Origin of the sequence: Bacillus sp. 3255, assembly GCF_031456485.1 — a bacterium.
Lineage (GTDB): Bacteria > Bacillota > Bacilli > Paenibacillales > NBRC-103111 > Paenibacillus_E.
The window spans coordinates 129,826-151,622 of the sequence record NZ_JAVDUS010000019.1 but is presented as its reverse complement, the minus strand read 5'-3'; the positions used below and the strand labels follow the sequence as shown (position 1 = coordinate 151,622).

Annotated in this window: 24 protein-coding genes; 23 read left to right on the top strand and 1 reads right to left on the bottom strand. The window is 52.1% G+C overall.

What is annotated here, in order from left to right:
• Positions 1 to 38 precede the first annotated feature (38 nt).
• A complete protein-coding gene (locus J2X61_RS26270) occupies positions 39 to 1,319 on the bottom strand; it encodes an MFS transporter (protein ID WP_310192036.1) in 1,281 nt (426 codons plus the stop codon).
• Between the two features lie 184 nt (positions 1,320 to 1,503).
• Here J2X61_RS26270 and J2X61_RS26265 point away from each other — a divergent pair, with 184 nt between their 5' ends.
• The 23 genes from J2X61_RS26265 to J2X61_RS26155 all read left to right on the top strand — a co-directional run bounded on the left by J2X61_RS26265 (position 1,504) and on the right by J2X61_RS26155 (position 21,795).
• Positions 1,504 to 3,348, top strand: a complete 1,845-nt coding sequence (locus J2X61_RS26265; protein WP_310192034.1) for an ABC transporter substrate-binding protein — start codon at positions 1,504 to 1,506, stop codon at positions 3,346 to 3,348.
• 139 nt (positions 3,349 to 3,487) lie between these two features.
• The gene (gene upp / locus J2X61_RS26260; protein WP_274473119.1) at positions 3,488 to 4,117 is read left to right on the top strand and encodes a uracil phosphoribosyltransferase; all 630 of its coding nucleotides are present in this window, start codon (positions 3,488 to 3,490) and stop codon (positions 4,115 to 4,117) included.
• A gap of 27 nt (positions 4,118 to 4,144) precedes the next feature.
• Positions 4,145 to 5,281 carry a non-hydrolyzing UDP-N-acetylglucosamine 2-epimerase gene (gene wecB, locus J2X61_RS26255; RefSeq protein ID WP_274473118.1) on the top strand — a complete coding sequence of 379 codons (1,137 nt, stop codon included), beginning with the start codon at positions 4,145 to 4,147 and terminating at the stop codon, positions 5,279 to 5,281.
• A gap of 223 nt (positions 5,282 to 5,504) precedes the next feature.
• Positions 5,505 to 5,726 carry an AtpZ/AtpI family protein gene (locus J2X61_RS26250; protein ID WP_274473117.1) on the top strand — a complete coding sequence of 74 codons (222 nt, stop codon included), beginning with the start codon at positions 5,505 to 5,507 and terminating at the stop codon, positions 5,724 to 5,726.
• Positions 5,726 to 6,106, top strand: coding sequence for an ATP synthase subunit I (locus tag J2X61_RS26245; protein WP_310192030.1), 381 nt, complete (start codon positions 5,726 to 5,728; stop codon positions 6,104 to 6,106). The genes J2X61_RS26250 and J2X61_RS26245 overlap by 1 nt, the downstream gene beginning before the upstream one ends.
• 33 nt (positions 6,107 to 6,139) lie before the next feature.
• Positions 6,140 to 6,838 (top strand): F0F1 ATP synthase subunit A, encoded by a 699-nt coding sequence (atpB, locus tag J2X61_RS26240; RefSeq protein ID WP_274473113.1) that lies wholly within the window; start codon positions 6,140 to 6,142, stop codon positions 6,836 to 6,838.
• A gap of 81 nt (positions 6,839 to 6,919) precedes the next feature.
• The gene (atpE, locus tag J2X61_RS26235) at positions 6,920 to 7,144 is read left to right on the top strand and encodes a F0F1 ATP synthase subunit C (RefSeq protein WP_274473111.1); all 225 of its coding nucleotides are present in this window, start codon (positions 6,920 to 6,922) and stop codon (positions 7,142 to 7,144) included.
• A gap of 78 nt (positions 7,145 to 7,222) precedes the next feature.
• On the top strand, positions 7,223 to 7,708 hold the full coding sequence (gene atpF, locus J2X61_RS26230) for a F0F1 ATP synthase subunit B (RefSeq protein ID WP_274473110.1): 486 nt from the start codon (positions 7,223 to 7,225) through the stop codon (positions 7,706 to 7,708).
• Positions 7,705 to 8,238 carry a F0F1 ATP synthase subunit delta gene (locus J2X61_RS26225; protein ID WP_274473109.1) on the top strand — a complete coding sequence of 178 codons (534 nt, stop codon included), beginning with the start codon at positions 7,705 to 7,707 and terminating at the stop codon, positions 8,236 to 8,238. Before atpF ends, J2X61_RS26225 begins: the two co-directional genes overlap by 4 nt.
• A gap of 48 nt (positions 8,239 to 8,286) precedes the next feature.
• Positions 8,287 to 9,801, top strand: coding sequence for a F0F1 ATP synthase subunit alpha (atpA, locus tag J2X61_RS26220; RefSeq protein WP_274473108.1), 1,515 nt, complete (start codon positions 8,287 to 8,289; stop codon positions 9,799 to 9,801).
• Between the two features lie 124 nt (positions 9,802 to 9,925).
• A complete protein-coding gene (gene atpG, locus J2X61_RS26215) occupies positions 9,926 to 10,783 on the top strand; it encodes an ATP synthase F1 subunit gamma (protein WP_274473106.1) in 858 nt (285 codons plus the stop codon).
• A gap of 49 nt (positions 10,784 to 10,832) precedes the next feature.
• Entirely contained in the window at positions 10,833 to 12,230 is a 1,398-nt protein-coding gene (atpD, locus tag J2X61_RS26210) for a F0F1 ATP synthase subunit beta (RefSeq protein ID WP_274473105.1), read from the top strand.
• A 37-nt stretch (positions 12,231 to 12,267) separates the two neighbouring features.
• Positions 12,268 to 12,669: a F0F1 ATP synthase subunit epsilon gene (locus tag J2X61_RS26205; protein WP_274473104.1), complete on the top strand. Its 402-nt coding sequence runs from the start codon at positions 12,268 to 12,270 to the stop codon at positions 12,667 to 12,669.
• Positions 12,670 to 12,903: 234 nt separating this feature from the next.
• The gene (locus tag J2X61_RS26200) at positions 12,904 to 13,269 is read left to right on the top strand and encodes an NADH-quinone oxidoreductase subunit A (protein ID WP_310192133.1); all 366 of its coding nucleotides are present in this window, start codon (positions 12,904 to 12,906) and stop codon (positions 13,267 to 13,269) included.
• Positions 13,254 to 13,772 (top strand): NuoB/complex I 20 kDa subunit family protein, encoded by a 519-nt coding sequence (locus J2X61_RS26195; RefSeq protein ID WP_274473102.1) that lies wholly within the window; start codon positions 13,254 to 13,256, stop codon positions 13,770 to 13,772. The genes J2X61_RS26200 and J2X61_RS26195 overlap by 16 nt, the downstream gene beginning before the upstream one ends.
• Positions 13,769 to 14,782, top strand: a complete 1,014-nt coding sequence (locus J2X61_RS26190; RefSeq protein WP_274473101.1) for an NADH-quinone oxidoreductase subunit C — start codon at positions 13,769 to 13,771, stop codon at positions 14,780 to 14,782. Before J2X61_RS26195 ends, J2X61_RS26190 begins: the two co-directional genes overlap by 4 nt.
• A gap of 3 nt (positions 14,783 to 14,785) precedes the next feature.
• Complete coding sequence (locus J2X61_RS26185; protein ID WP_274473100.1) at positions 14,786 to 15,886, top strand: NADH-quinone oxidoreductase subunit D; 1,101 nt, start codon at positions 14,786 to 14,788, stop codon at positions 15,884 to 15,886.
• Positions 15,886 to 16,890, top strand: coding sequence for an NADH-quinone oxidoreductase subunit NuoH (nuoH, locus tag J2X61_RS26180; protein WP_274473099.1), 1,005 nt, complete (start codon positions 15,886 to 15,888; stop codon positions 16,888 to 16,890). The genes J2X61_RS26185 and nuoH overlap by 1 nt, the downstream gene beginning before the upstream one ends.
• 101 nt (positions 16,891 to 16,991) lie before the next feature.
• Entirely contained in the window at positions 16,992 to 17,444 is a 453-nt protein-coding gene (gene nuoI / locus J2X61_RS26175) for an NADH-quinone oxidoreductase subunit NuoI (protein WP_274473098.1), read from the top strand.
• Complete coding sequence (locus J2X61_RS26170) at positions 17,437 to 17,967, top strand: NADH-quinone oxidoreductase subunit J (RefSeq protein WP_274473097.1); 531 nt, start codon at positions 17,437 to 17,439, stop codon at positions 17,965 to 17,967. Before nuoI ends, J2X61_RS26170 begins: the two co-directional genes overlap by 8 nt.
• Before the next feature lie 2 nt (positions 17,968 to 17,969).
• On the top strand, positions 17,970 to 18,281 hold the full coding sequence (gene nuoK, locus J2X61_RS26165) for an NADH-quinone oxidoreductase subunit NuoK (RefSeq protein ID WP_274473096.1): 312 nt from the start codon (positions 17,970 to 17,972) through the stop codon (positions 18,279 to 18,281).
• A gap of 15 nt (positions 18,282 to 18,296) precedes the next feature.
• A complete protein-coding gene (gene nuoL / locus J2X61_RS26160; protein WP_274473095.1) occupies positions 18,297 to 20,183 on the top strand; it encodes an NADH-quinone oxidoreductase subunit L in 1,887 nt (628 codons plus the stop codon).
• Positions 20,173 to 21,795, top strand: a complete 1,623-nt coding sequence (locus J2X61_RS26155) for a complex I subunit 4 family protein (protein ID WP_274473094.1) — start codon at positions 20,173 to 20,175, stop codon at positions 21,793 to 21,795. The genes nuoL and J2X61_RS26155 overlap by 11 nt, the downstream gene beginning before the upstream one ends.
• Positions 21,796 to 21,797 lie beyond the last annotated feature (2 nt).

Below are 21,797 nucleotides of genomic sequence, written 5' to 3'. Positions count from 1 at the left end.
CGCGGAACGCGGGCTGACGCCGAAGTCCGGCCTTTCGCTCACAACGCGGCATGCCGCACATGTTCTTCTTGCTTAAGGCTTGGCAGAATGGACGCCATCATGCCTATTCCGATGATACCGGTCAGCAGGATGAACACCGCCATAGCACCGGTCGGCAGGAAGCCGCCGATGATCATGTTCAGGCCGCTGACCATGATCCCAACGCGATTGGTCATGGAGCTGAGCGCCATGTAAGAGCTGCGGGCATGATCGGGGACGAGCTGCACGAGCATCGCCTGCTTGAGCGGAACATAGGTGATCTCCCCGATGGTTGCCACAAGCATAAGCAGCAGCAGTAAGGCCGGCTGGCCGCCGAATACGAGGTACGAGTAACCGGCCACATTCAGGAACATGGCAAGCAGCATGACCCTGGTATCGGAGCTGTTCTTGAGCAGTCGGCCGACGAAAAGGGAGAGGAGCACGACGGCGATCGTGTTCTCTGTACGCAAGATTCCGACGAGCGGCAGCCCGTCCACGGCTGCGGGTAAACCCGGAAGCCACGGGGTATGCTGGATATCCTGGGCGATCCGCACGCCGATATATCCGCTTAAATTCATCTCTACCGACACGATGAGGACACCGGCGAGCAAATAAATCACGAACCGGCGGTCCCGCAGCACCTCCTTGTACCGTTCGAGCATGGACACCTGCTGCTTCCGTGCGGCAGGCAGGTCTTGATCGGTCTGGGTCCGGTCACGGTCAGCTTCCGGCATCGTCTCCGACATGAAGAAGGCGGTAATCAGGAACGCTAGAAGCGACATCAGGCTCGCTGCAAGCAGAAGCTCGAAGAGATAATCGCTGAAGAAAAAGCCCCCGATCATCCCCGCAACGGAAATGGCCAGGTTATTCGACCAATAATTAATCCGATAGATCGCTTTGCGCGTATCCGGTCCGGACACATCGATCAGCATGGCCTCGACGGCCGGTTTGCTCAGTCCCCACGAAGCGCTGGAGATCATCGTCATGATCAGCGTCAGGGCTGCTGAATGCCAGAGTGGCGAATTGGCGAAGGTCATGATGGCATAAGCGAGCAGTGCGACGCCTTCTCCGATCAGCATCATTTTTTTGCGGCCGACCCGGTCGGCGTAATGGCCCCCGAGGGTGGCGCTGAGCAAGGCTATGATGATGGATATCGTTGTCGCCGTACCGGCTATCGTCGTGCCGAGCGTACGTGCGATATAGATCGACATGAACGGAAGGATCATGTTGCTGAGGATATTGGTCAAGAAACTTAGCGCAATGCGCAGCCGTACATTAGGATGGAATTGGAAGAAAGTCATGCTGCATCACCTGTTTCATAGATTCTGGCAAGGCTGGGTACACCCATCATACCAAATGACCGTAAGTTAAAAAGTGTACATAGCTTTGGAAAACTTTCACCTTTTCCTCCCTCGAAAGGATGTTGACGAATGTCTGGCGCGCCACTATACTCTTTGGTAATTCGTGTAAGAGGAGGGTAATTTCATGCAGCTTGCCTTACAGTATGCGCAGTTGAAGTCATCGGTAACGCGCGCCTTACATATCCCCCACACGTATATGGACGTGCCCGTTTCGGTTGAAGAAATTGCCGGCTACCTTTATTGTACGGAACGTAACGTGAAAATATTGATCCGCAAAATGAGCGAGATGGGCTGGATCGTCTGGACCCCGGGCCGCGGTCGCGGGCACCGTTCCGCCATCCGGTTCTTGGTCCCTGCGGAAGATCTGCTGCTGGCGGAAGCGAAGCTCCTTGTCGAACAGGGCAACTTGAACAGCGCCATGAGCTTGTTTCAAATGGATGGCTTGGACGGAGCCGTCATGGACCGGTTCTTGGCTTGGCTGGGCAGCTATTTCGGCTACAGAGGCAACTGCGAGACCGGCAATGCCGAGACGCTTCGGCTGCCGATGCAGATCCGCGTGCTGACTCTGGATCCTGTGGACGTGCTCTTCTCGCGCGATCTGCACTTCATTAAGCAGGCCTTCGACACGCTGCTTTATTACAATCCGGTGTGCCGCGAGGTGGTGCCGGGTCTAGCCCATGAGTGGGCCAGCAACGACGATGCCACGGAATGGACCTTTTATTTGCGCAAAAGGGTACGGTTCCACCATGGCCGCGAGCTGACGGCTGACGATGTGGTGTTCACGTTCAATCGGCTGCGGACCATTGGCACGGAAGACTCGCCGAACCGCTGGCTCCTGCAGTCGGTGAAGGAGATTCGCGCTCTCGACCGGTTAACGGTTCGTTTGGAGATGCATGCGCCGAATTATTTGCTGCCGCACTATGTGAGCTCGTATCAGGCGGCGATTGTGCCGGCCGACGTATACAGCGCGACCAAAGTGGCGGATGCCAGCATGCTGCCTGTCGGTACGGGACCGTTCCGCATCGTGAGGCACGATGCCGGGGGCGTGACGCTCGAAGCGTTCGAGGATTATTACCGGGAAGGCGCCCATCTCGACCGGATCGAGCTGTTATATGTCCCGGACGATGTCAGCGAGCGGAGATGGCAGCAGCTGAACTTCCAGATGGGGAAGCTCAACCATTACAAACAGCCGGCTCCTGCCCATTGGTACAAGAAGGAGATTATGATGCTGGGCTCCAGTACGATCGTGTTTAATTTGCGGAAGCAGGGGCCGCAGCAGCAGCTAAAGTTCCGCCAGGCGGTAGAGCTCGTTCTGAACAGGTGCGGGCTGATTAAGGAGCTTGGTCTTTACCACGCCAGACCTGCTGCCGATTTCCTGCCGCCCGAGCTACCGGGGCCGCAGCCTGACGATAATCAACCTGAGCGGGCGAGAGAGCTTCTGCGGGAATGCGGCTATGCCGGCGAACCCTTGAAGATGGTCTTCACCCAGAAGAATTGCGCCCAGGCCGAATGGATTCAGGCCGCTTGCCGGGCCATTGGAATCCCGGTCGAGCTGAAGCAGTACACGTTTCAACAAATGACGAAGGTTCCTCTCCTGCTGGAGGCCGATGCCATTATGGGCGGCGTCGTGGCGGACGACGATGAAGCCCGCTGCCTCATCGAGATGTACAAAGTCGGCAATCTTGCCGTGCGCACTTTCGCAACGGACGATCAGCGCCGAATATTCGACGAAACGATCGCTTCGATTGAAGCGGAGCCTGACGCCTTCAGGCGAATGCAGCGGATTCGCGCCATGCAGTCGCTCGTGTCGGAGAACTATGCGGTTCTATTTTTGCTGCATACCACCCAACAATTGGTATACAGCCCTCATCTGCAGGGCATAACTTTTAATACGCTCGGATGGTTTGATTTTAAGAGCATCTGGTACCGGACGGATTCCATGGAAGAAGAAAACTCACTTTCTGTGTAACTAAACCGCTTGAGAGCAGCTCTCAGGCGGTTTTTTTAGGATAAGTTGGATAACATATGATATAATAAACGAGGTTTGTCGTACCTTGACGCTAAATGGGTAACATACATATAACGTGTAGATTTTTAGGAGGATATTTATGGGGAAGTTATTTATTTGTGATCATCCGCTGATTCAGCATAAGCTGACGTATATTCGGGATGAGAACACGAAGACCAAAGATTTTCGGGAGCTTGTAGACGAAGTGGCTACGTTAATGGCTTACGAGATTACGAGAAATATTCCGCTTGAGCATGTGCAGGTGAAGACACCGGTAACGACGGCGGATTGCCGCATCATCTCCGGAAGAATGCTGGGCTTGATTCCGATTCTGCGCGCGGGCTTGGGGATGGTCGATGGCGTATTGAAGCTGATTCCGGCTGCGAAAGTCGGACATGTCGGTCTTTACCGTGATCCGGACACTCTTCAGCCTGTCGAATACTATGTCAAGCTGCCGACGGATGTGCAGGAGCGGGAATTGATTGTGATTGACCCGATGCTGGCTACAGGCGGCTCTGCCAATATGGCGATCGAAGTATTGAAGCGCAGAGGCTGCACGCAGATCAAGCTGATGTGCTTAATTGCTGCGCCGGAAGGGGTCAAAGCGGTTCAGCAGGAGCATCCGGACGTTGATATTTACGTCGCTGCCGTAGATGACTATTTGAATGATCATGGTTATATCGTACCTGGATTGGGAGACGCAGGAGATCGTTTGTTCGGCACGAAATAATAGGCTTACGATGGGGGAGAAGAACGAATGGAACGTTTGAAGGTCATTACGATTTTCGGGACAAGACCCGAAGCGATTAAGATGGCTCCGCTGATTAAGGAGCTGGAGAAGCATCCGGAGCATATTGAATCTCTTGTTTGCGTAACGGCGCAGCATCGCCAAATGCTGGATCAGGTGCTCGATATTTTCAATATTAAACCGGACTATGACTTGAATGTCATGAAAGACCGCCAAACGCTCAACGAAATTACGATCCGCGTGCTTCAAGGCTTAGAGCCCGTCTTCAAGGAAGCGAAGCCGGACTTAATTCTCGTGCATGGCGATACATTGACTACGTTCCTTGCCAGCTACGCCGCTTTCATGCAGCAGATTCAAGTCGGCCATGTCGAAGCTGGCTTGCGCACATGGAACAAAATGTCGCCCTATCCGGAAGAAATGAATCGTCAGCTGACAGGCGTTTTGGCCGACTTGCATTTCGCGCCTACACAGCTGTCGGCTGATAATTTGCGCAAAGAGAATAAATCGGAGTCCCAAATCTATGTAACGGGTAATACGGTTACGGATGTGTTCCAATATACGGTGGAGAAGGACTATCAGCACCCGATTCTGGAGTGGGCTGCAGGACGCAAGCTCATTCTCATGACGGCGCACCGCCGGGAGTCGCAAGGCGAGCCGCACCGCCAGATATTCCGCGCTGTGAAGCGTATTGCAGATGAGTTTGAGGATATCGCCATCGTTTATCCGGTCCATCTAAGTCCTGCTGTGCAAGGGCCAGCTCATGAAATATTAGGCAATCATCCTCGGATAAAACTAATCGAACCTCTGGATGTCGTAGAAACTCATAATTTTTATCCGCATACCCATATGATCCTGACGGATTCCGGAGGCATTCAAGAAGAAGCACCTTCCTTTGGGGTGCCCGTGCTGGTGCTTCGCGATACGACAGAGCGTCCGGAAGGCATTCAAGCCGGCACGCTCGAGCTGGTTGGAACGGACGAGGAGAAGGTCTATGAGCGTGCTCGCGCGCTGCTTACCGATCCTGTTTTATACAATAAAATGAGCCAAGCCGCCAACCCTTACGGGGACGGCAAAGCGTCGCAACGGATCGTTCAAGGGATTCTGCATCACTTCGGCAAGGTCTCGGAGCGTCCTGAAGCATTCTAACCGTGACAAAATCATGACAAACGCTACAGCGTACAGTTCGACTGTTTGGTTTGGAAACTCGCAAACCCTAGAGCCGCAAGGCTCTCAGGTGTTTGGGGGGGCGACACTTGTGAAGTTCTGTCAATTGACAAACCTTGCATGGCTTCGATACAATAAATGAGGATTCGTAGCATGATGTCTATGAAACGGGTTTTCCCAGGCGGAAAGCCTTCAGGAGGATGCGATGAAACGGCAAAATCCCAATGATAATCCGTGGCGGGCAGTTGCGTTAACTAGTGCGATCGGCATAGACCTCGTGGTCTGTTTAGGAGCCGGATATTTGCTCGGCGATTGGCTAAGCCGGACACTAGGTGGACAGTTCTGGTTGCTAGGCGGATTCTTGCTAGGGCTTGTAACCGGAGTCATAAGCATTTACTTCATGATTAAGCAGTACGGAGGGCTATGATGGATGAATTTTCAGCCACTCTGAAAACGGTTCAAAATGTGTTTCTTTTCTTTTTATCCTTTTGTTTGGCTGCATGGGCGCTTCTTGTTGATTACCGGATCTATTTTGCCGGGATTATGCTCGGCTCCGCTGCGAGTATGATCAATGCAAGGTTTCTGGCCTGGAAAATTAACAAGTTGGGAGCAGCTGCGATAGAGCAGAAAGGGCGCAAGGTGACCCTGGGTTTTCTGACAAGGGCAGCAGTTGCTGGCTTCGCGGGCTTAGTTGCCGTAAGGTATCCGGAACATGTCGCGTTAACCACGACGATCGTGGGATACTTTTTTGCTCAATTGGCAACACTCGTACTGGGTATTCTTTCTATTAGGAAGTCTAAGAAGTAATTCCATTCGATGAAAGGGGTGAAATTGGAAAACATGGAACATCACGCACCAGGATTTGAGTGGTTAGGTATTCACTTCGACGCATCTGCACTATTGATGATCGGAATTACCTCCATTATTGTGCTTATCCTCGCAATCGCAGGGGCCAGCAAGGCGTCTGTTACAAATCCTTCGAAATTGCAGAACTTCATGGAGTGGACGATCGAATTCGTAGAAGGAATCATCGGAAGCACCATCGGGTCCAAGCATGGCAAAGGATTCATCGCGTTAGGTCTATCGCTCATTATGTACATCTTTATCGGCAACATGCTCGGTCTTCCTTTCTCTATCGTGACGGAAGATCATACTACTTGGTGGAAATCGCCAACAGCCGACATCGCTGTTACAGGAGCGCTTACGGTTATCGTAATCGTATTAAGCCATTACTTAGGGATTACGCGTAACACGAAGCATTACTTCGCGCACTATTTTGAGTACAAAGGGGCAATGTTGATCCTTCACTTGATTGAAGTCGTATCAAAGCCGCTTACGCTCGCTTTCCGTCTTTACGGTAACATTTATGCAGGTGAAATTATGATATCTGTCATTATTGGAGCAGGATGGTTTGGAATTGCGCCTCTCTTCGTATGGCAGGGCTTCAGTGTGTTCGTTGGCGCTATTCAAGCCTTCGTATTCACAATGTTGACAATGGTTTACATCTCACAAACGTTAGTCCATGAAGAAGAACATTAGAAGCAAGACTTACCTCGGGAAGTCTCGAGTCAACTTATACAACTAAAATAAACTTAGAAGAGTTTAAGGAGGATTTTCACAATGGGAGCAATAGCATTAGTAGCAGCAGGTATCGTATTCGGTTTGGGAGCACTTGGTGCAGGTATCGGTAACGGTTTGATCGTAGGTCGTGCTTTGGAAGGTATTTCCCGTCAACCAGAACTTCGTGGTACGCTTCAAACAACAATGTTTATCGGGGTAGGTCTGGTAGAGGCAATGCCGGTCGTTGCATTGGTTCTTGCGTTCATCTTTATGGGGCAAGCTTAAGAAATCGTTCGGCGGGGATGGCGAAAGTCGCCACCACGCCTTCATTTTGCCCACCTTATCAGAAGGGAGTGACGTTACTTGCATATTGAATGGTCCACATTTTTTATACAAATTATCGCGTTTTTGATTCTGTATCTGTTGCTTTCCAAGTTTGCGTTCGGTCCTCTGTTCGGCATGATGGAAAAACGCAGACAGCTGGTTAAAGAACAAATTCAAACGGCTGAAACAAGCCGCAAGCAAGCTGAACAACTGTTAGAGGAACAAAAGCAAGTTCTGCAACAAACGCGCAAGGAAGCTACCGATATCATCGAGCAAGCGAAATTGACAGGTTCCAAACAAGCTGATGATATTCTTCGTTCTGCACAAGCAGAAGCGATTCGTCTGAAAGAAGAAGCTTTGAAAGATATTGAGAGCGAGAAGAACAAAGCGGTTGCCGCACTTCGCAGCCAAGTCGGCGCGATGTCCGTTCTGATTGCCTCCAAAATTATTGAAAAGCAAATCGACGAAAAGTCACAAGAGCAACTGGTTGAGCATTACCTCAAAGAGGTAGGAGGCAACGTATGAGTGACATCGTCGTAGCGAAGCGTTATGCCAGAGCTCTCTTTGAAGTAGCGCAAGGCAAGGGAATAATTGCCCAAGTCGAAGAAGAGCTGAAATCTGTAGCTAGTGCGATTAGGGACAATGCGGACTTGCAGAAGTTCCTGAACCATCCGAACATCGGGGCGACCGTCAAGACGGACCTGCTGAAGCAGATTTTCGAGGGCAAAGTTTCCGAGCCGGTGTGGAACACGCTGCTGGTTTTGATCGATAAAGGAAGACAAGCGATTCTTTCCGCTCTGGTGAGCGATTATGTGAAAATTGCGAATGAAGCACTCGGCCAAGCCAGTGCAACCATTTATTCCGCCTTCACACTGACTGAAGCTCAACAAGCGGAAATTGCATCGCATTTCAGCAAACTGACGGGAAAAACGATTCGCGCAACTGCTGTTGTCGAGCCTAAGCTGCTCGGCGGCATTCAAGTACGCATCGGTGACCGTTTATATGATGGCAGTTTGGCAGGCAAGCTGGACCGCCTGTCCAAAGCTCTGGTTTAAGAGACCGGTTTTTAATAACATGCACTGTAAGAATAGGGGTGACGTTCGTTGAGTATCAAACCTGAAGAAATCAGCTCATTGATTAAACAACAGATTGAAAACTATAAATCCGATATGCAAGTGGTTGACGTAGGTACAGTCATTCAAGTCGGGGACGGTATCGCTCGTGCTCACGGTTTGGAAAACGTCATGGCAGGCGAACTGCTTGAGTTTTCGAATGGCGTTCTTGGCTACGCGTTTAACCTTGAAGAAAGCAACGTCGGTATCGTTATTCTCGGACCTTACAAGGATATCCGTGAAGGCGATGCAGTAAAACGTACTGGACGTATCATGGAGGTTCCTGTTGGGGAAGCCCTTCTCGGCCGTGTCGTTAACTCCCTGGGTCAACCGGTCGACGGTTTAGGTCCAATTGCTTCTACGGAATTCCGCCCTGTAGAGAACATGGCTCCAGGCGTTATGGCTCGTAAATCCGTTCATGAGCCAATGCAAACAGGGATCAAAGCGATTGACGCGATGGTTCCAATCGGTCGCGGTCAGCGTGAGTTGATCATCGGTGACCGTCAAACAGGTAAAACAGCGATTGCTATCGATGCGATCCTGAACCAAAAAGGTAACGGCGTGAAATGTATTTACGTCGCTATCGGTCAAAAACAATCCACGGTTGTAGGCGTTGTTGAGAAACTTCGTGCTGCCGGCGCTTTGGATTACACAATCGTTGTAACAGCATCCGCTTCCGAGCCTTCACCTATGCTTTGGTTGGCTCCGTACTCGGGCTGTGCAATGGGCGAGTACTTCATGTACAAAGGCGAGCACGTATTGATCGTATACGATGACTTGTCCAAACAAGCGGCTGCATACCGTGAGTTGTCCCTCTTGCTCCGTCGTCCACCAGGTCGCGAAGCTTATCCAGGGGACGTATTCTACCTGCACTCCCGTTTGCTGGAGCGCGCTGCGAAATTGAACGATGAGCTTGGCGGCGGTTCGATTACGGCTCTTCCATTCATCGAGACTCAAGCGGGCGATATCTCCGCATACATTCCTACGAACGTAATTTCCATTACGGACGGTCAAATCTTCCTTGAGTCCGACCTGTTCTACTCCGGTCAGCGTCCAGCGGTTAACGTTGGTAACTCTGTATCCCGTGTAGGGGGCTCCGCTCAAACGAAAGCCATGAAAAAAGTTGCCGGTACGCTGCGTGTAGACTTGGCGCAATACCGTGAGCTTGCTGCCTTCGCAGCGTTCGGTTCCGACCTTGACAGAGCGACGAAAGCTCGTCTGGACCGCGGGGTTCGTACACTTGAAATCTTGAAGCAAGGCGTGCATCAGCCGCTTTCTCTTGCCAAGCAAGTTTGCTCCCTGTACACCGTTGTTAAAGGTCACTTGGATGACATTCCGGTACAAGACGTAACTCGTTTCGAGCAGCAGTTCTTGGCTTACCTGGAATCCAACCGTCCGGAAATCTTGAACAGCATTAATGATACGAAAGATATTACTGCGGATAACGATAAAGCATTGGTTGATGCGATCGTTGCTTTCAAGAAGAGCTTCGCAGTTTCTGAATAATATCTGAGTTTCCCCGGCGGAACTTCAGGTCCCGTGTTAGCCTGAGATTGGGCAGCGAACAGGCTGCCTGAGATCAGGCCTTCGAATGAAGGCTTTCCAAAGCCTCAAAAGAGAGGTGACAGGTATGGCAAAAGGAATGCGCGAGATTAAGCGCCAGATTAAATCGACTCAAAACACGAAGCAAATTACGCGCGCGATGGAGATGGTCGCAGCAGCGAACCTGCGCAGAGCTCAGCAAGCAGCGGAAGCAGCCCGTCCTTACTCGGATAAGCTGAAAGAAGTGGTTGCAAGCATCGCAGCAGGCTCCAAAGGTGTGAAGCATCCGATGCTGCAAACGCGCGAAGTGAAGAAAACCGCTTATTTGGTTATCACTTCGGACCGTGGTTTGGCTGGAGGCTACAACGCGAACGTATTGCGGAAGGCAATGTCGGAAATTAACGAAAGACACAAATCTGCGTCGGAATACGCGGTTTTTGTTATCGGACGTAAAGGTAGCAATTTCTTTAAGAAACGCAATGTTCCGATCGTTCAGGAAGTAACAGGACTTCCGGATTCTCCGAAGTTCTCGGATATTAAATCGATTGCCGCTGCTGCTGTTGCCAACTTTGAGAATGGCACATACGACCAATTGTTCTTGGTGTATAACAAATTCCAAAATGCAATCAGTCAGATACCAACCACGATTCGCCTGCTTCCGATGGAGGATGTGAAAGTGGCTTCTACAGCTAGCTATGAATATGAGCCATCTGCGGAAGGCGTTCTGGAAGTGCTGCTGCCGAAATATGCGGAAACCATTATTTACAGCGCAGTATTGGAAGGTAAAGCAAGTGAGTTCGGTGCGAGAATGACAGCGATGAACTCGGCAACGAAAAATGCAACGAAAATGATCAGCAGTTACACATTGGCATACAACCGTGCACGTCAAGCTGCCATTACGCAAGAGATTGCGGAAATCGTCAGCGGCGCGAACGCGAACGCTTAATTGATAAAACGCCTCGGTCAGAGGCGAAGCTTTTCTTAGGAGGGAAACCATGAGCAAAGGGCGCGTTGTGAATATTACAGGGCCTGTCATCGACATCGAGTTCGATCGCGGACAGCTCCCTGAAATTCTGAATGCAATCAAAATTGAAAAAACGGAAGGCGGACAAACGGTTACCGTAACGGTTGAAGCGGCTGTTCACCTTGGTGACAACCTCGTACGTTGCGTAGCGATGTCTTCCACGGACGGACTTGTGCGCGGCGCCGAAGCTGTTGATACAGGTGCTCCAATTACCGTAGCTGTAGGTCCAGCAACTTTGGGCCGCGTGTTCAACGTAGTCGGTGACCCAATCGATGGTAACGATACAGTTGACCGCACACTCAGCAGTCCGATCCACAAAGAAGCACCTGCTTTCGAGAACCTGTCCACCAAATCGGAAGTTCTTGAAACAGGGATTAAAGTTATCGACTTGATGGCTCCTTACGCAAAAGGTGGTAAAATCGGTCTCTTCGGAGGTGCGGGTGTAGGTAAAACCGTAACGATGCAAGAGCTGATCCACAACATCGCGCAAGAGCACGGCGGTATCTCCGTATTCGCAGGTGTAGGTGAGCGTACTCGTGAGGGTAACGACCTTTACCACGAGATGAAAGATTCCGGCGTTATCGCGAAAACAGCGATGGTCTTCGGTCAAATGAACGAGCCTCCTGGTGCGCGTCTTCGCGTAGCCTTGACTGGTTTGACAATGGCTGAATACTTCCGTGACGTTGAAGGCAGAGACGTTCTTCTGTTCGTCGACAACATTTTCCGTTTCACACAAGCAGGTTCCGAGGTATCCGCTTTGCTTGGCCGTATGCCATCCGCGGTAGGTTACCAACCAACCCTGGCTACAGAAATGGGTCAATTGCAAGAGCGTATTACATCCACGAAAAAAGGTTCCGTAACATCGATTCAAGCGATTTACGTTCCTGCGGATGACTATACGGATCCGGCTCCAGCGACAGCGTTCGCTCACTTGGACGCTACAACGAACTTGGAGCGTAGCATCGCGGCTGCGGGTATCTTCCCAGCGGTAGATCCGCTTGCATCCTCTTCCCGTATCTTGACGCCTGAAATTCTGGGCGAAGAGCACTATAAAGTAGCACAAGGCGTTAAACAAGTTCTTCAACGTTACAAAGAGCTTCTGGATATCATCGCGATCTTGGGTATGGATGAGTTGTCCGATGAGGACAAACTGGTTGTTACACGCGCGCGTCGTCTCCGTCTGTTCTTGTCTCAGCCGCTTCACGTTGCTGAGCCGTTCAACGGTTTCCCAGGCTTGTATGTACCATTGAAAGATACTGTGCGCAGCTTCAAAGAAGTTCTTGAAGGTAAGCACGATGACCTTCCTGAAGTAGCGTTCCACAACGTAGGTACGATTGAGGACGCAATCGCGAAAGCGAAAACGCTGTAAGGCTATCTTACGCGTAAGCTGAGGAAGGAGAATCCAAGTGAGTACATTCCTACTTGAAATTGTTACTCCTGAGCGCAAAGTGTACGCTGAGCAAGCGAACATGCTTGTAGCGAAGGGTGTTGCAGGGGAGCTTGGAATTCTGCCGAACCACATTCCACTCGTCACGCCATTGAAAATCAGCTCGATTACTGTGAAGAAGCAGGGCTCCAAAGACGAGATCATCGCAGTGAACGGCGGTTTCATGGAAGTGCGTAAGGACAAAGTGGTTATACTGGCGGAAAGCGCCGAGCTGCCAGCAGATATTGACGTAGAGCGCGCAAGAGCAGCCAAAGAACGTGCGGAGAAACGTCTTGCTGAGAAGCAAAGCAACGTTGACTTCAAGCGTGCGGAAGCCGCTTTGCAAAGAGCTTTGAACCGGATCAGCGTATCCGGCAAATAATAGATGCAGGACCGAAAAAGCGAGGGAACCCGAGTTCCTTCGCTTTTTTTCGCATATGTCGATTATTTTATGATAATTATGGAAAATCTACACACTAGGTGTGACAAACGGGGGCTTGGAATTAGTCATCGACGCCCCTGTGTACTTTTGGTATAATATTGAAGGTGAATATTGCCAAATCTGATAGGTGTTAAATGACAAGCAAATAAGAATGGAGGCGGTTACATTCAGATGATGTACACAAATAACTATGTAATCGTAGCGATTTTTCTTGGGTTAGGTATTATCCTCCCGGTGGCAGCGCTTACGATCGGCAAATGGTTAAGACCGAGCAAACCCGTCTTGGAGAAGTATACGACATATGAGAGTGGGAACGAGCCTGTTGGTGAAGGGCAGATCCGGTTTAACATTCGTTATTATTTATTTGCTTTGATGTTTGTCATCTTTGATGTAGAAACCGTGTTCCTATACCCTTGGGCTGTTGCTTACAATCAGCTTGGATTATTCGCTTTAGTGGAAATGTGCATTTTTGTAGCCTTGCTAGCCATAGGATTAATATACGCTTGGAAGAAGAAGGTGCTGCAATGGACTTCAGTCTAGAATCGATTTCGCCGGAAGAACGTGAAGAACTGAACCGCAATGTATTCATGACAACGCTGGAGCAAGTGAAAGCATGGGCTCGCAGTAATTCGCTTTGGCCGCTAACGTTCGGCTTGGCCTGCTGTGCCATCGAAATGATGGGAACAGGCGGGTCTCATTATGATTTGGACCGTTTCGGAGTCATCTTCCGTACGTCGCCTAGGCAATCCGATGTGATGATTGTCGCAGGTACCGTCACGAAGAAAATGGCTCCTTTGCTGCGCCGTCTGTACGAACAGATGCCGGAACCGAAATGGGTGATCGCCATGGGATCGTGCGCGACGGCAGGAGGCCCTTATGTGAAGTCGTATTCCGTTGTGAAGGGTGTCGATCAGATCGTGCCGGTTGATGTGTACATACCGGGTTGTCCGCCGAATCCTGCGGCACTGATATACGGGATCAACAAGCTTCAAGAGAAGATTCGCTATGAGGCGAAAACCGGGAAGCAGGTGATCCATCGATGAGCGAGGAGAAGAAGCCGGAGGAGCAAGCCGAGCAGAAGCCATCTGCGGAGGGGAAGAACAAAGGGAGCGAAACGCCGTTGGAGGAGGCTGCAGCCGATGTCGGTAAGCTTTCTCCGGAGGCCCGCGTCAGCAAGACGCCGCTTAGCCCGGATGTTCAGGCCGCTGTAGACCAAGCCGCGCTGAATCAAGCCGCCGACCCGAAGGTGCAAACGACGAGCGAGCCTAGCGACTCGCCTGCGGCGGAGCTCGCCGAACGGGCGGCTCCTGCCGAACCGGCCGCTGAGCGGGAGAAGACGGCCGAGGAGAAAGCGGCCGAGCGCGCTGCGGCTAGAGCCGCCCGCCTGGCGGCGAAGGCGGCCGCGGAAGCCGGCGATTCTGCGCCGGCGGAGGCGCCCCCTGCGGGCGCTAGCGCCGCAGGCGATGACGAGAAGGCGGCCAAAGCCCAGGCCGCCGCAGAAGCCCGTGCCGCGCGTGCCAGCGCGCGCGCGGCGAAGACCGACCCGGCGGAGCCTGCCGCGCCGAAGGAGCCTTCGCCGAACCAGCCCTTGCTGGACCGGCTGGTGGCGATCTTGAAAGAGGCTGTCGGCGACGACGCCGTCATCGAGAGCTTCATCAACGAAAGGGATGCGCATCGCCCTTACGTGGTCATTCACAGCTCCCGCTGGCCGCAAGCCGCGGTAACGCTGCGGGATCATGAAGAGCTGCGCTGCGACTACTTGCGCAATCTCTCCGGCGTAGACCAAGAGACGCACCTGGAGGTGGCGTATCACCTTCTTTCCCTGACACATAAGCGAGAGTATTGTGTGAAGGTGAAGACAGACCGCGATCAGCCGATCATCCCGTCGGTGACGCCGGTATGGGCGACCGCCAATTGGAATGAGCGGGAAGTGTATGACCTGCTGGGGATCGATTTCCCGGGGCATCCCAACCTCGTACGAATCATGATGCCTGACGATTGGGTCGGCCATCCTTTGCGCAAAGATTACGAACCGCTTGACCCGGAGGTGTAGGATTTGTTACGGACAGAAGAGCTCCTGCTAAACGTTGGTCCTCAGCATCCGAGTACGCACGGCGTATTTCGCGTCATCGTGAAGCTCGATGGAGAAATTATCAAAGAAGCTATCCCCGTTATGGGGTATTTGCATAGAGGAACCGAGAAGCTGGCTGAGAACTTGAGTTATACCCAGATTATCCCTTACACGGATCGCATGGATTATGTATCGGCCATGACGAACAATTACGTGCTTGTGCATGCCGTGGAGAAATTGATGGGGCTGGAAGTTCCGGAACGGGCGGAATTCCTCCGCTTGATCGTAATGGAGCTGCAGCGGATCGCTTCTCACATGGTTTGGTGGGGGACGTATCTGCTCGATATCGGCGCTATGAGTCCATTCCTGTATGCATTCCGCGACCGGGAAATGATCATCGACATGTTCAATGAGCTCTGCGGAGCCCGGCTGACCTACAACTACATGCGTGTAGGCGGGGTCAAATGGGACGCACCGGACGGCTGGATCGAGAAAGTAAGAAGATTCATCCCATATATGTACGGGAAATTGGAAGAGTATCATACCCTTGTTTCCGGTAACGAAATCTTCCTTTCGCGGATTAAGGGCGTAGGGAAATACGATGCGGATACGGCCATCGCGTATGGGCTGAGCGGCGCTAACTTGAGATGCACCGGCATTGATTGGGACATCCGCAAGACGCAGCCTTACAGCTTGTACAGCCGCTTTCAGTTCGACGTACCCGTAAGAAGCGGCGGAGATTGCTATGACCGCTATTTGGTACGAATGGAGGAAGTGAAGCAGTCGCTGCGCATTCTGGAGCAAGCTGTGGCACAATTTCCGGAGCAAGGGGAAACGATGGGCAAAGTGCCCCGTGTCATTCGTCCGCCGGAAGGTGAAGTTTACGCCGCGATCGAGTCCCCGCGCGGGGAGATCGGCTGCTATATCATCTCGCGGGGCAAGCAGGAGCCATTCCGCCTGAAATTCCGCAGACCCTCCTTCGTGAATTTGCAAATTTTGCCCAAGCTGCTGGTCGGTGAAACGATGACCAACCTGATTACGATTCTGGGCGGTATCGATATTGTCGTTGGGGAGGTGGATGCCTAATGGTGAATTTGCTGGAAGAGAGCCTGACATGGACGAACTTCTTCGTATTCCTGTTCTGGGGCGTTGTTATGCTGCTTCTGGTGCTGGGCTTCGTGACGTACGCCATCTACTTCGAGCGGAAGGTCATCGGCTGGATGCAGCTGCGGATCGGACCTAACCGGACAGGGCCGTTAGGACTTCTGCAGAGTGTCGCGGACGTCTTCAAGCTCCTGATCAAGGAAGATACGATTCCGAAGAAGGCCGAGCGGGAGCTGTTCATTCTGGCCCCGATCATTACGTTCATCCCATCGTTTACGATTATCGCAGCGATCCCTTTCTCGGATCGGATGTTTAACGCTAACCTGAATGCGGGTCTCCTCTACTACGTGGCCCTAACGGGAATTTCCACGATCGGAATTATTCTCGGCGGATGGGCGTCGAATAATAAATACGCACTGCTCGGCGGCATGCGCTCAGCGGCCCAGATGATCAGCTACGAAGTGCCGCTCGTCATCTCCGTCATCGGCGTTATCATGATGACAGGCAGTCTGAATCTGCATACGATCGTCGATCATCAAGCCGGGGGCTTCTGGCATTGGAATTTCATTCCTCAGATTCTGGGCTTTATTATTTTCGCCATTGCCGGCGTTTCGGAATTGAACCGGACGCCGTTCGACCTGCCGGAAGCCGAGTCCGAGCTGGTCGCCGGGTATCACGTCGAATACAGCGGCTTCCGTTTCGCTTTCTTCATGCTGTCGGAGTACGTGTATGTATTCATCATCGCTTCACTGACCGCATTGATTTTCCTGGGAGGGTGGCATGCACCGTTCCCGTTCCTTGATTTTATCCCGGGAATTATCTGGTTCCTGCTCAAGTTCTCCTTCGTCGTATTCGTGCTGTTCTGGCTGCGCGCGACGCTCCCTCGGGTGCGAATCGACCAACTGATGGGCTTCGGCTGGAAGGTGCTGCTGCCATTAGCCCTGGTCAACATGCTGGTGACGGCCATTGTCATGGCCATTTTCTAATGAAGCATGCGCTCGACGAGTAACTATCCTACGGAAAACGCTGGCCCCGCGCTTGGCGATGACCGTTTTGCATCAGGCAAAACGCTAAGGAGTGAATTGGAATGAAGGGCATAATGAAAGGCTTGGGCGTTACGTTGAAAAGCATGACACAGAAAAAAATCACGTACGCATACCCTGACGTCCCTATTAAGATGCCGGATCGCTTTCGCGGTATTCAACATTTTGATCCTGAGAAATGCATTGTGTGCAATCAATGTGCGCGGATCTGTCCGACCGAGTGCATTACGCTGACAGGCAAGGCCAACCCCGACCCTGAGAAAAAAGGAAAAGTCATCGATACGTACGACATTAACTTCGAGATCTGCATTCTATGCGATCTGTGTACGGAGGTTTGTCCGACGGAAGCGATCGTCATGACGAACAATTTCGAGCTCAGCACCTACAGCCGGGACGATCTGTTCAAAAATTTGCAATGGCTGAACGAGAATAATCAGAATATCCGCCAGGAGAATAACTCGGCCATGCCGAAAGGAGGGGCCAAGAAGGATGTTTAACGGAATCGGCGATTTCTTGTCAAGCGGTTCAAGCTGGGCTTTCTTCATCTTCGCTCTCCTCTCCATCGGCGGGGCGATCTTCATGATTTCTTTCACCAAAGTCGTGCATATGGTCATTGCCGTTGCGCTTACGTTCATCAGCTTGGCCGGACTGTACATTCTTCTGGAAGCCGAGTTCGTCGCTTTCGTGCAGGTATTGATCTATGCGGGAGCCATTTCGATTCTGATGATTTTCGGGATTATGATGACGAAGCACAGACAAGGGGAAGAAGAGGAGCCAAGACGTCCTTGGCATGAAGGGTTGGCGATTGTCGGCGCTCTGGGCTTGTTCGGCGTGTTGTTCTATGCCATTCAGAAGACGACCTTCGTTGCTTCGGGCACCCTTGATGCCGGCAAAGATAATACGTTAGAAATCGGAAAACTGCTGTATAACGAGCATGTGATTCCGTTCGAAATTATGTCCGTGCTGCTGACGGTGGCCTTCATTGGCGCGATCGTCGTAGCGAAGAGAGAGGAGGATTAGCTTTGGGCAACATTATTACTCCCTACCTTACGCTGGCAGCGATCCTGTTCTGTATCGGATTATACGGCGCCCTGACGAAGAGAAACGGGGTCATCGTGCTGCTTTCCATCGAGCTGATGCTCAATGCGGTGAACTTGAACCTGATTGCCTTCGCGAAGCTTGGCGATCATCCGGCGCTGACAGGCCAGATTTTTTCACTGTTCAACATTACGATTGCAGCTGCGGAGGCGGCGGTCGGGATTGCGATATTGATTACGATTTACCGTAACCGAGGAACTGTAGAGGTAACGGATTTGGATTCTATGAAGCGCTAGGAGGCTAACAAGGATATGGTATCGGACTATTCACAGTACGCCTGGCTCATTCCGTTGTTTCCGCTGATTGCTTTTCTAGCGCTTACGGCTATGGGACGTCAATTAAAAGACTTGGGCATCTATATCAGCATTGCTGCGATGCTGGCTTCCTTCATCGTCGCCCTGCTGATTTTCGTGGAACGGCTTGGAGGGAACGTCGAGGATTACACCTGGGATAAGCTGAACTGGCTGCAAGTAGGGGATTTCACCCTGAACATGGGGTTTGAGGTGAATAACCTGAACGCATTGATGCTGGTCATCGTGACGCTGGTGTCCTTGCTGGTGAATGTTTATTCCAAAGGTTATATGAAAGGCGACGAGCGGATCCACGTATTTTTCGGCTATATCGCGCTGTTCTCCTTCTCCATGCTGGGCCTGGTTATCTCGGAAAACATGCTGATGCTGTACATTTTCTGGGAACTGGTAGGAGTGTGCTCCTTCCTGCTCGTCGGGTTCTGGTACTTCAAACCGGAGGCGAAGGCAGCGGCGAAGAAGGCGTTCATCGTCACCCGGATCGGGGACGTCGGCCTGTTCCTTGCCATTCTCCTGCTGTACTGGTACATGCCGGGGCATGCGCTTGATTTTACATCGATACATAACGCTTTTACGACGGGCAAAATCGATCCGACCATCGTCACCTGGATTGCCGTTCTGATCTTCGTCGGCGCAATCGGCAAATCGGGTCAGTTCCCGCTGCACACTTGGTTGCCTGACGCGATGGAAGGACCGACGCCGATCTCGGCATTGATTCACGCCGCAACGATGGTTGCCGCAGGCGTTTATTTGGTCGCACGGACGTTCGATATTTTCCAGGCATCGCCCGACGCTTTGCTGGTCGTCGCTTATGTCGGCGGGTTCACAGCCATCTTCGCGGCAACGATCGGTATTGCGCAGAACGATATCAAACGCATTCTCGCGTATTCGACCGTTAGTCAGCTCGGTTACATGATGATGGCGCTCGGTATCGGCGTCTCTTACACATCGGGGATGTTCCACTTGTTCACGCATGCATTCTTCAAAGCGCTGCTCTTCTTGGGTGCAGGCAGCGTCATACACGCTGTCCATACACAGGATATTAACGAGATGGGCGGCTTATCGCGCAAAATGAAAATCACGACCTGGACGTTTGCGATCGGTACGCTGGCGTTAGCCGGTATTTTCCCATTCGCGGGGTTCTGGTCGAAGGATATGATTCTAACAGAAGCGTATGAGCATAACCAGCTGCTCTTCTGGATCGGCGTCATCGCGGCTTTCTTTACAGCGTTCTACATGTCCCGCCTGTTCTTCCTCGTCTTCATGGGCTCGCCGAAGCATAACGGCCATGGCCATGAACCGCATGAATCGCCGGCATCCATGACGACGCCGCTCATTGTTCTGGCTGTGCTGGCCGTTGTCGCAGGCTTCGTGAACACGCCGTTCAACGAATGGCTGGGCCATTGGTTAACGGGCCAAGAGCATGACGAGAAGGCGAACTGGATGGTGATCATTTTATCGACGCTGGCCGGACTGCTTGGTATCGGGCTTGGCTATCTCATTTATCTGAAACGCTCGATTCCTCGAGATGTGGTGTCAAGCAAAGCACCGTGGCTGTATACGCTGCTTAACCGTAAATATTTCATCGATGAAATCTACGGCGGCGTATTCGTCAGACCGCTTCGCGGATTGGGCTTGGTGCTGGAGCTGATCGATATCTATATCATTGACGGTATCGTACGATTGGTCGCCTTTACTGTGGTGAGTCTGGGACGTCTGGGTTCCCGCCTCCAAAACGGTCAGCTGCAGACCTATGGCGTCATCATGATTGTGGGGATGCTGATTCTGGTGCTCGCCATTGCAGGAAGGAGGTTCATCCATGCCGGCTAATCTGCCCATCCTAAGTCTGATTGCGTTCTCGCCTCTGTTGGGTGTGCTCGTTCTGCTCTTCATCCGCAGCGACAAGGGCCGATTGATCAAAACGATCGGTATTGTCACGACAGTGATTCCACTCCTGTTAGCGGCGTGGCTTTATGTCGACTATAACTATCAAGGCGATCCTATTCAGTACAAAGAACAGCTGAGTTGGATCAAAGTGCCGCTCAATCACGAGGGCATTCAGCAAATTACATCATATTTCTTCGAGTTCAAATACAATATGGCGGTTGACGGCATCTCGCTGCCGCTCGTGTTCCTGACGGCGCTGGTCTCGTGCATGGCCGCACTGGCTTCGGTGTATATCAAGAAGCGTTGGAAGACGTACTACATCCTGTTCCTGCTGCTCGAAACCGGCATGTTCGGCGTCTTCATGGCGCAGGATCTGTTCTTGTTCTTCCTGTTCTTCGAAATTACGCTCGTGCCGATGTTCTTCCTGATCGGCATTTGGGGGTATATGAACCGAGAGCAGGCTGCTAACCGCTTCTTGCTCTACAATGGGCTCGGTTCGGCGATTATGCTGATCGCGTTCCTGATTCTTGTCAGCACGGCAGGCTTCAATCAAGATCCTTCGCAAACAGAAGCTATCATTTACTATAGCGGGGATATTCATACGATCGCGCACAATTTACTGCAGGATCCCGCCGCCTATGTGAACCAGGAAGGATCGCCGTTCTTCTTAAGCGCAGCGATGAAGTGGACTGTGTTCATCATGCTGTTGGTTGCCTTCGGCATCAAGCTGCCGATCTTCCCGTTCCATACGTGGATGCTTAAGGTACATACGGAGGCTCCGCCTGCCGTCGTCATGATTCACTCCGGCATTCTACTGAAAATGGGAGCCTACGGCTTAATCCGCTTCGGCATCCTATTCTTCCCGGCGGAGGCGAAGCAGTGGGCCTGGATGCTGGCTCTCCTCGGCGTGATCAACATCGTGTACGGCGCCATTCTCGCGATGGTGCAAAAAGACTTCAAACTCGTGCTGGCCTACTCGAGTATCAGCCATATGGGCATCGTCCTGCTCGGTCTTGCCGCTTTCAACGTGTCCGGCCTGCAGGGCGCCGTGTTCCAATTGATCTCCCACGGTTTGATCTCGGCCCTGATGTTCCTGCTCGTCGGCAGCATCTACGAGCGGATGGGCACCACCGAGCTCGATCGCTTGGGCGGTCTCGCCTCTACGATTCCCTTCATCAGCGGAATTCTGCTGATTGCGGGCATGGCGTCGCTCGGATTGCCGGGCTTGTCCGGCTTCATCAGCGAGTTCCTCGCGTTCCTCGGACTCTTCGAGACGCACCGCGTGTACGCTATTGTCGGCACGCTGGGAATCATTCTTGCAGCGGTCTATGTGCTGCGCGGGGTCCTAAACATCACGTTCGGTCCGAAACAGCCGAACCTCGTGCTGCAGGGCATTCGCGACGCGCGCTTCATCGAGGCGGTGCCGATGATTACGCTGGTGGCGTTCATTCTCCTGCTCGGGGTGTACCCCAGCGTACTCAGCCAGCCGCTTCAGCAAACGATAGGCAGCTTGGATCAATTGATCCAAAGCGTAGCCGGGAAGATAGGAGGTTAGTC

Coding starts and splice junctions, on each gene's coding strand:
- J2X61_RS26270 (WP_310192036.1), bottom strand. CDS start 1,319: ATGACTTTCTTCCAATTCCATCCTAATGTACGGCTGCGCATTGCGCTA.
- J2X61_RS26265 (WP_310192034.1), top strand. CDS start 1,504: ATGCAGCTTGCCTTACAGTATGCGCAGTTGAAGTCATCGGTAACGCGC.
- upp (WP_274473119.1), top strand. CDS start 3,488: ATGGGGAAGTTATTTATTTGTGATCATCCGCTGATTCAGCATAAGCTG.
- wecB (WP_274473118.1), top strand. CDS start 4,145: ATGGAACGTTTGAAGGTCATTACGATTTTCGGGACAAGACCCGAAGCG.
- J2X61_RS26250 (WP_274473117.1), top strand. CDS start 5,505: ATGAAACGGCAAAATCCCAATGATAATCCGTGGCGGGCAGTTGCGTTA.
- J2X61_RS26245 (WP_310192030.1), top strand. CDS start 5,726: ATGGATGAATTTTCAGCCACTCTGAAAACGGTTCAAAATGTGTTTCTT.
- atpB (WP_274473113.1), top strand. CDS start 6,140: ATGGAACATCACGCACCAGGATTTGAGTGGTTAGGTATTCACTTCGAC.
- atpE (WP_274473111.1), top strand. CDS start 6,920: ATGGGAGCAATAGCATTAGTAGCAGCAGGTATCGTATTCGGTTTGGGA.
- J2X61_RS26225 (WP_274473109.1), top strand. CDS start 7,705: ATGAGTGACATCGTCGTAGCGAAGCGTTATGCCAGAGCTCTCTTTGAA.
- atpG (WP_274473106.1), top strand. CDS start 9,926: ATGGCAAAAGGAATGCGCGAGATTAAGCGCCAGATTAAATCGACTCAA.
- atpD (WP_274473105.1), top strand. CDS start 10,833: ATGAGCAAAGGGCGCGTTGTGAATATTACAGGGCCTGTCATCGACATC.
- J2X61_RS26200 (WP_310192133.1), top strand. CDS start 12,904: ATGTACACAAATAACTATGTAATCGTAGCGATTTTTCTTGGGTTAGGT.
- J2X61_RS26195 (WP_274473102.1), top strand. CDS start 13,254: ATGGACTTCAGTCTAGAATCGATTTCGCCGGAAGAACGTGAAGAACTG.
- J2X61_RS26190 (WP_274473101.1), top strand. CDS start 13,769: ATGAGCGAGGAGAAGAAGCCGGAGGAGCAAGCCGAGCAGAAGCCATCT.
- nuoH (WP_274473099.1), top strand. CDS start 15,886: ATGGTGAATTTGCTGGAAGAGAGCCTGACATGGACGAACTTCTTCGTA.
- nuoI (WP_274473098.1), top strand. CDS start 16,992: ATGAAGGGCATAATGAAAGGCTTGGGCGTTACGTTGAAAAGCATGACA.
- J2X61_RS26170 (WP_274473097.1), top strand. CDS start 17,437: ATGTTTAACGGAATCGGCGATTTCTTGTCAAGCGGTTCAAGCTGGGCT.
- nuoL (WP_274473095.1), top strand. CDS start 18,297: ATGGTATCGGACTATTCACAGTACGCCTGGCTCATTCCGTTGTTTCCG.
- J2X61_RS26155 (WP_274473094.1), top strand. CDS start 20,173: ATGCCGGCTAATCTGCCCATCCTAAGTCTGATTGCGTTCTCGCCTCTG.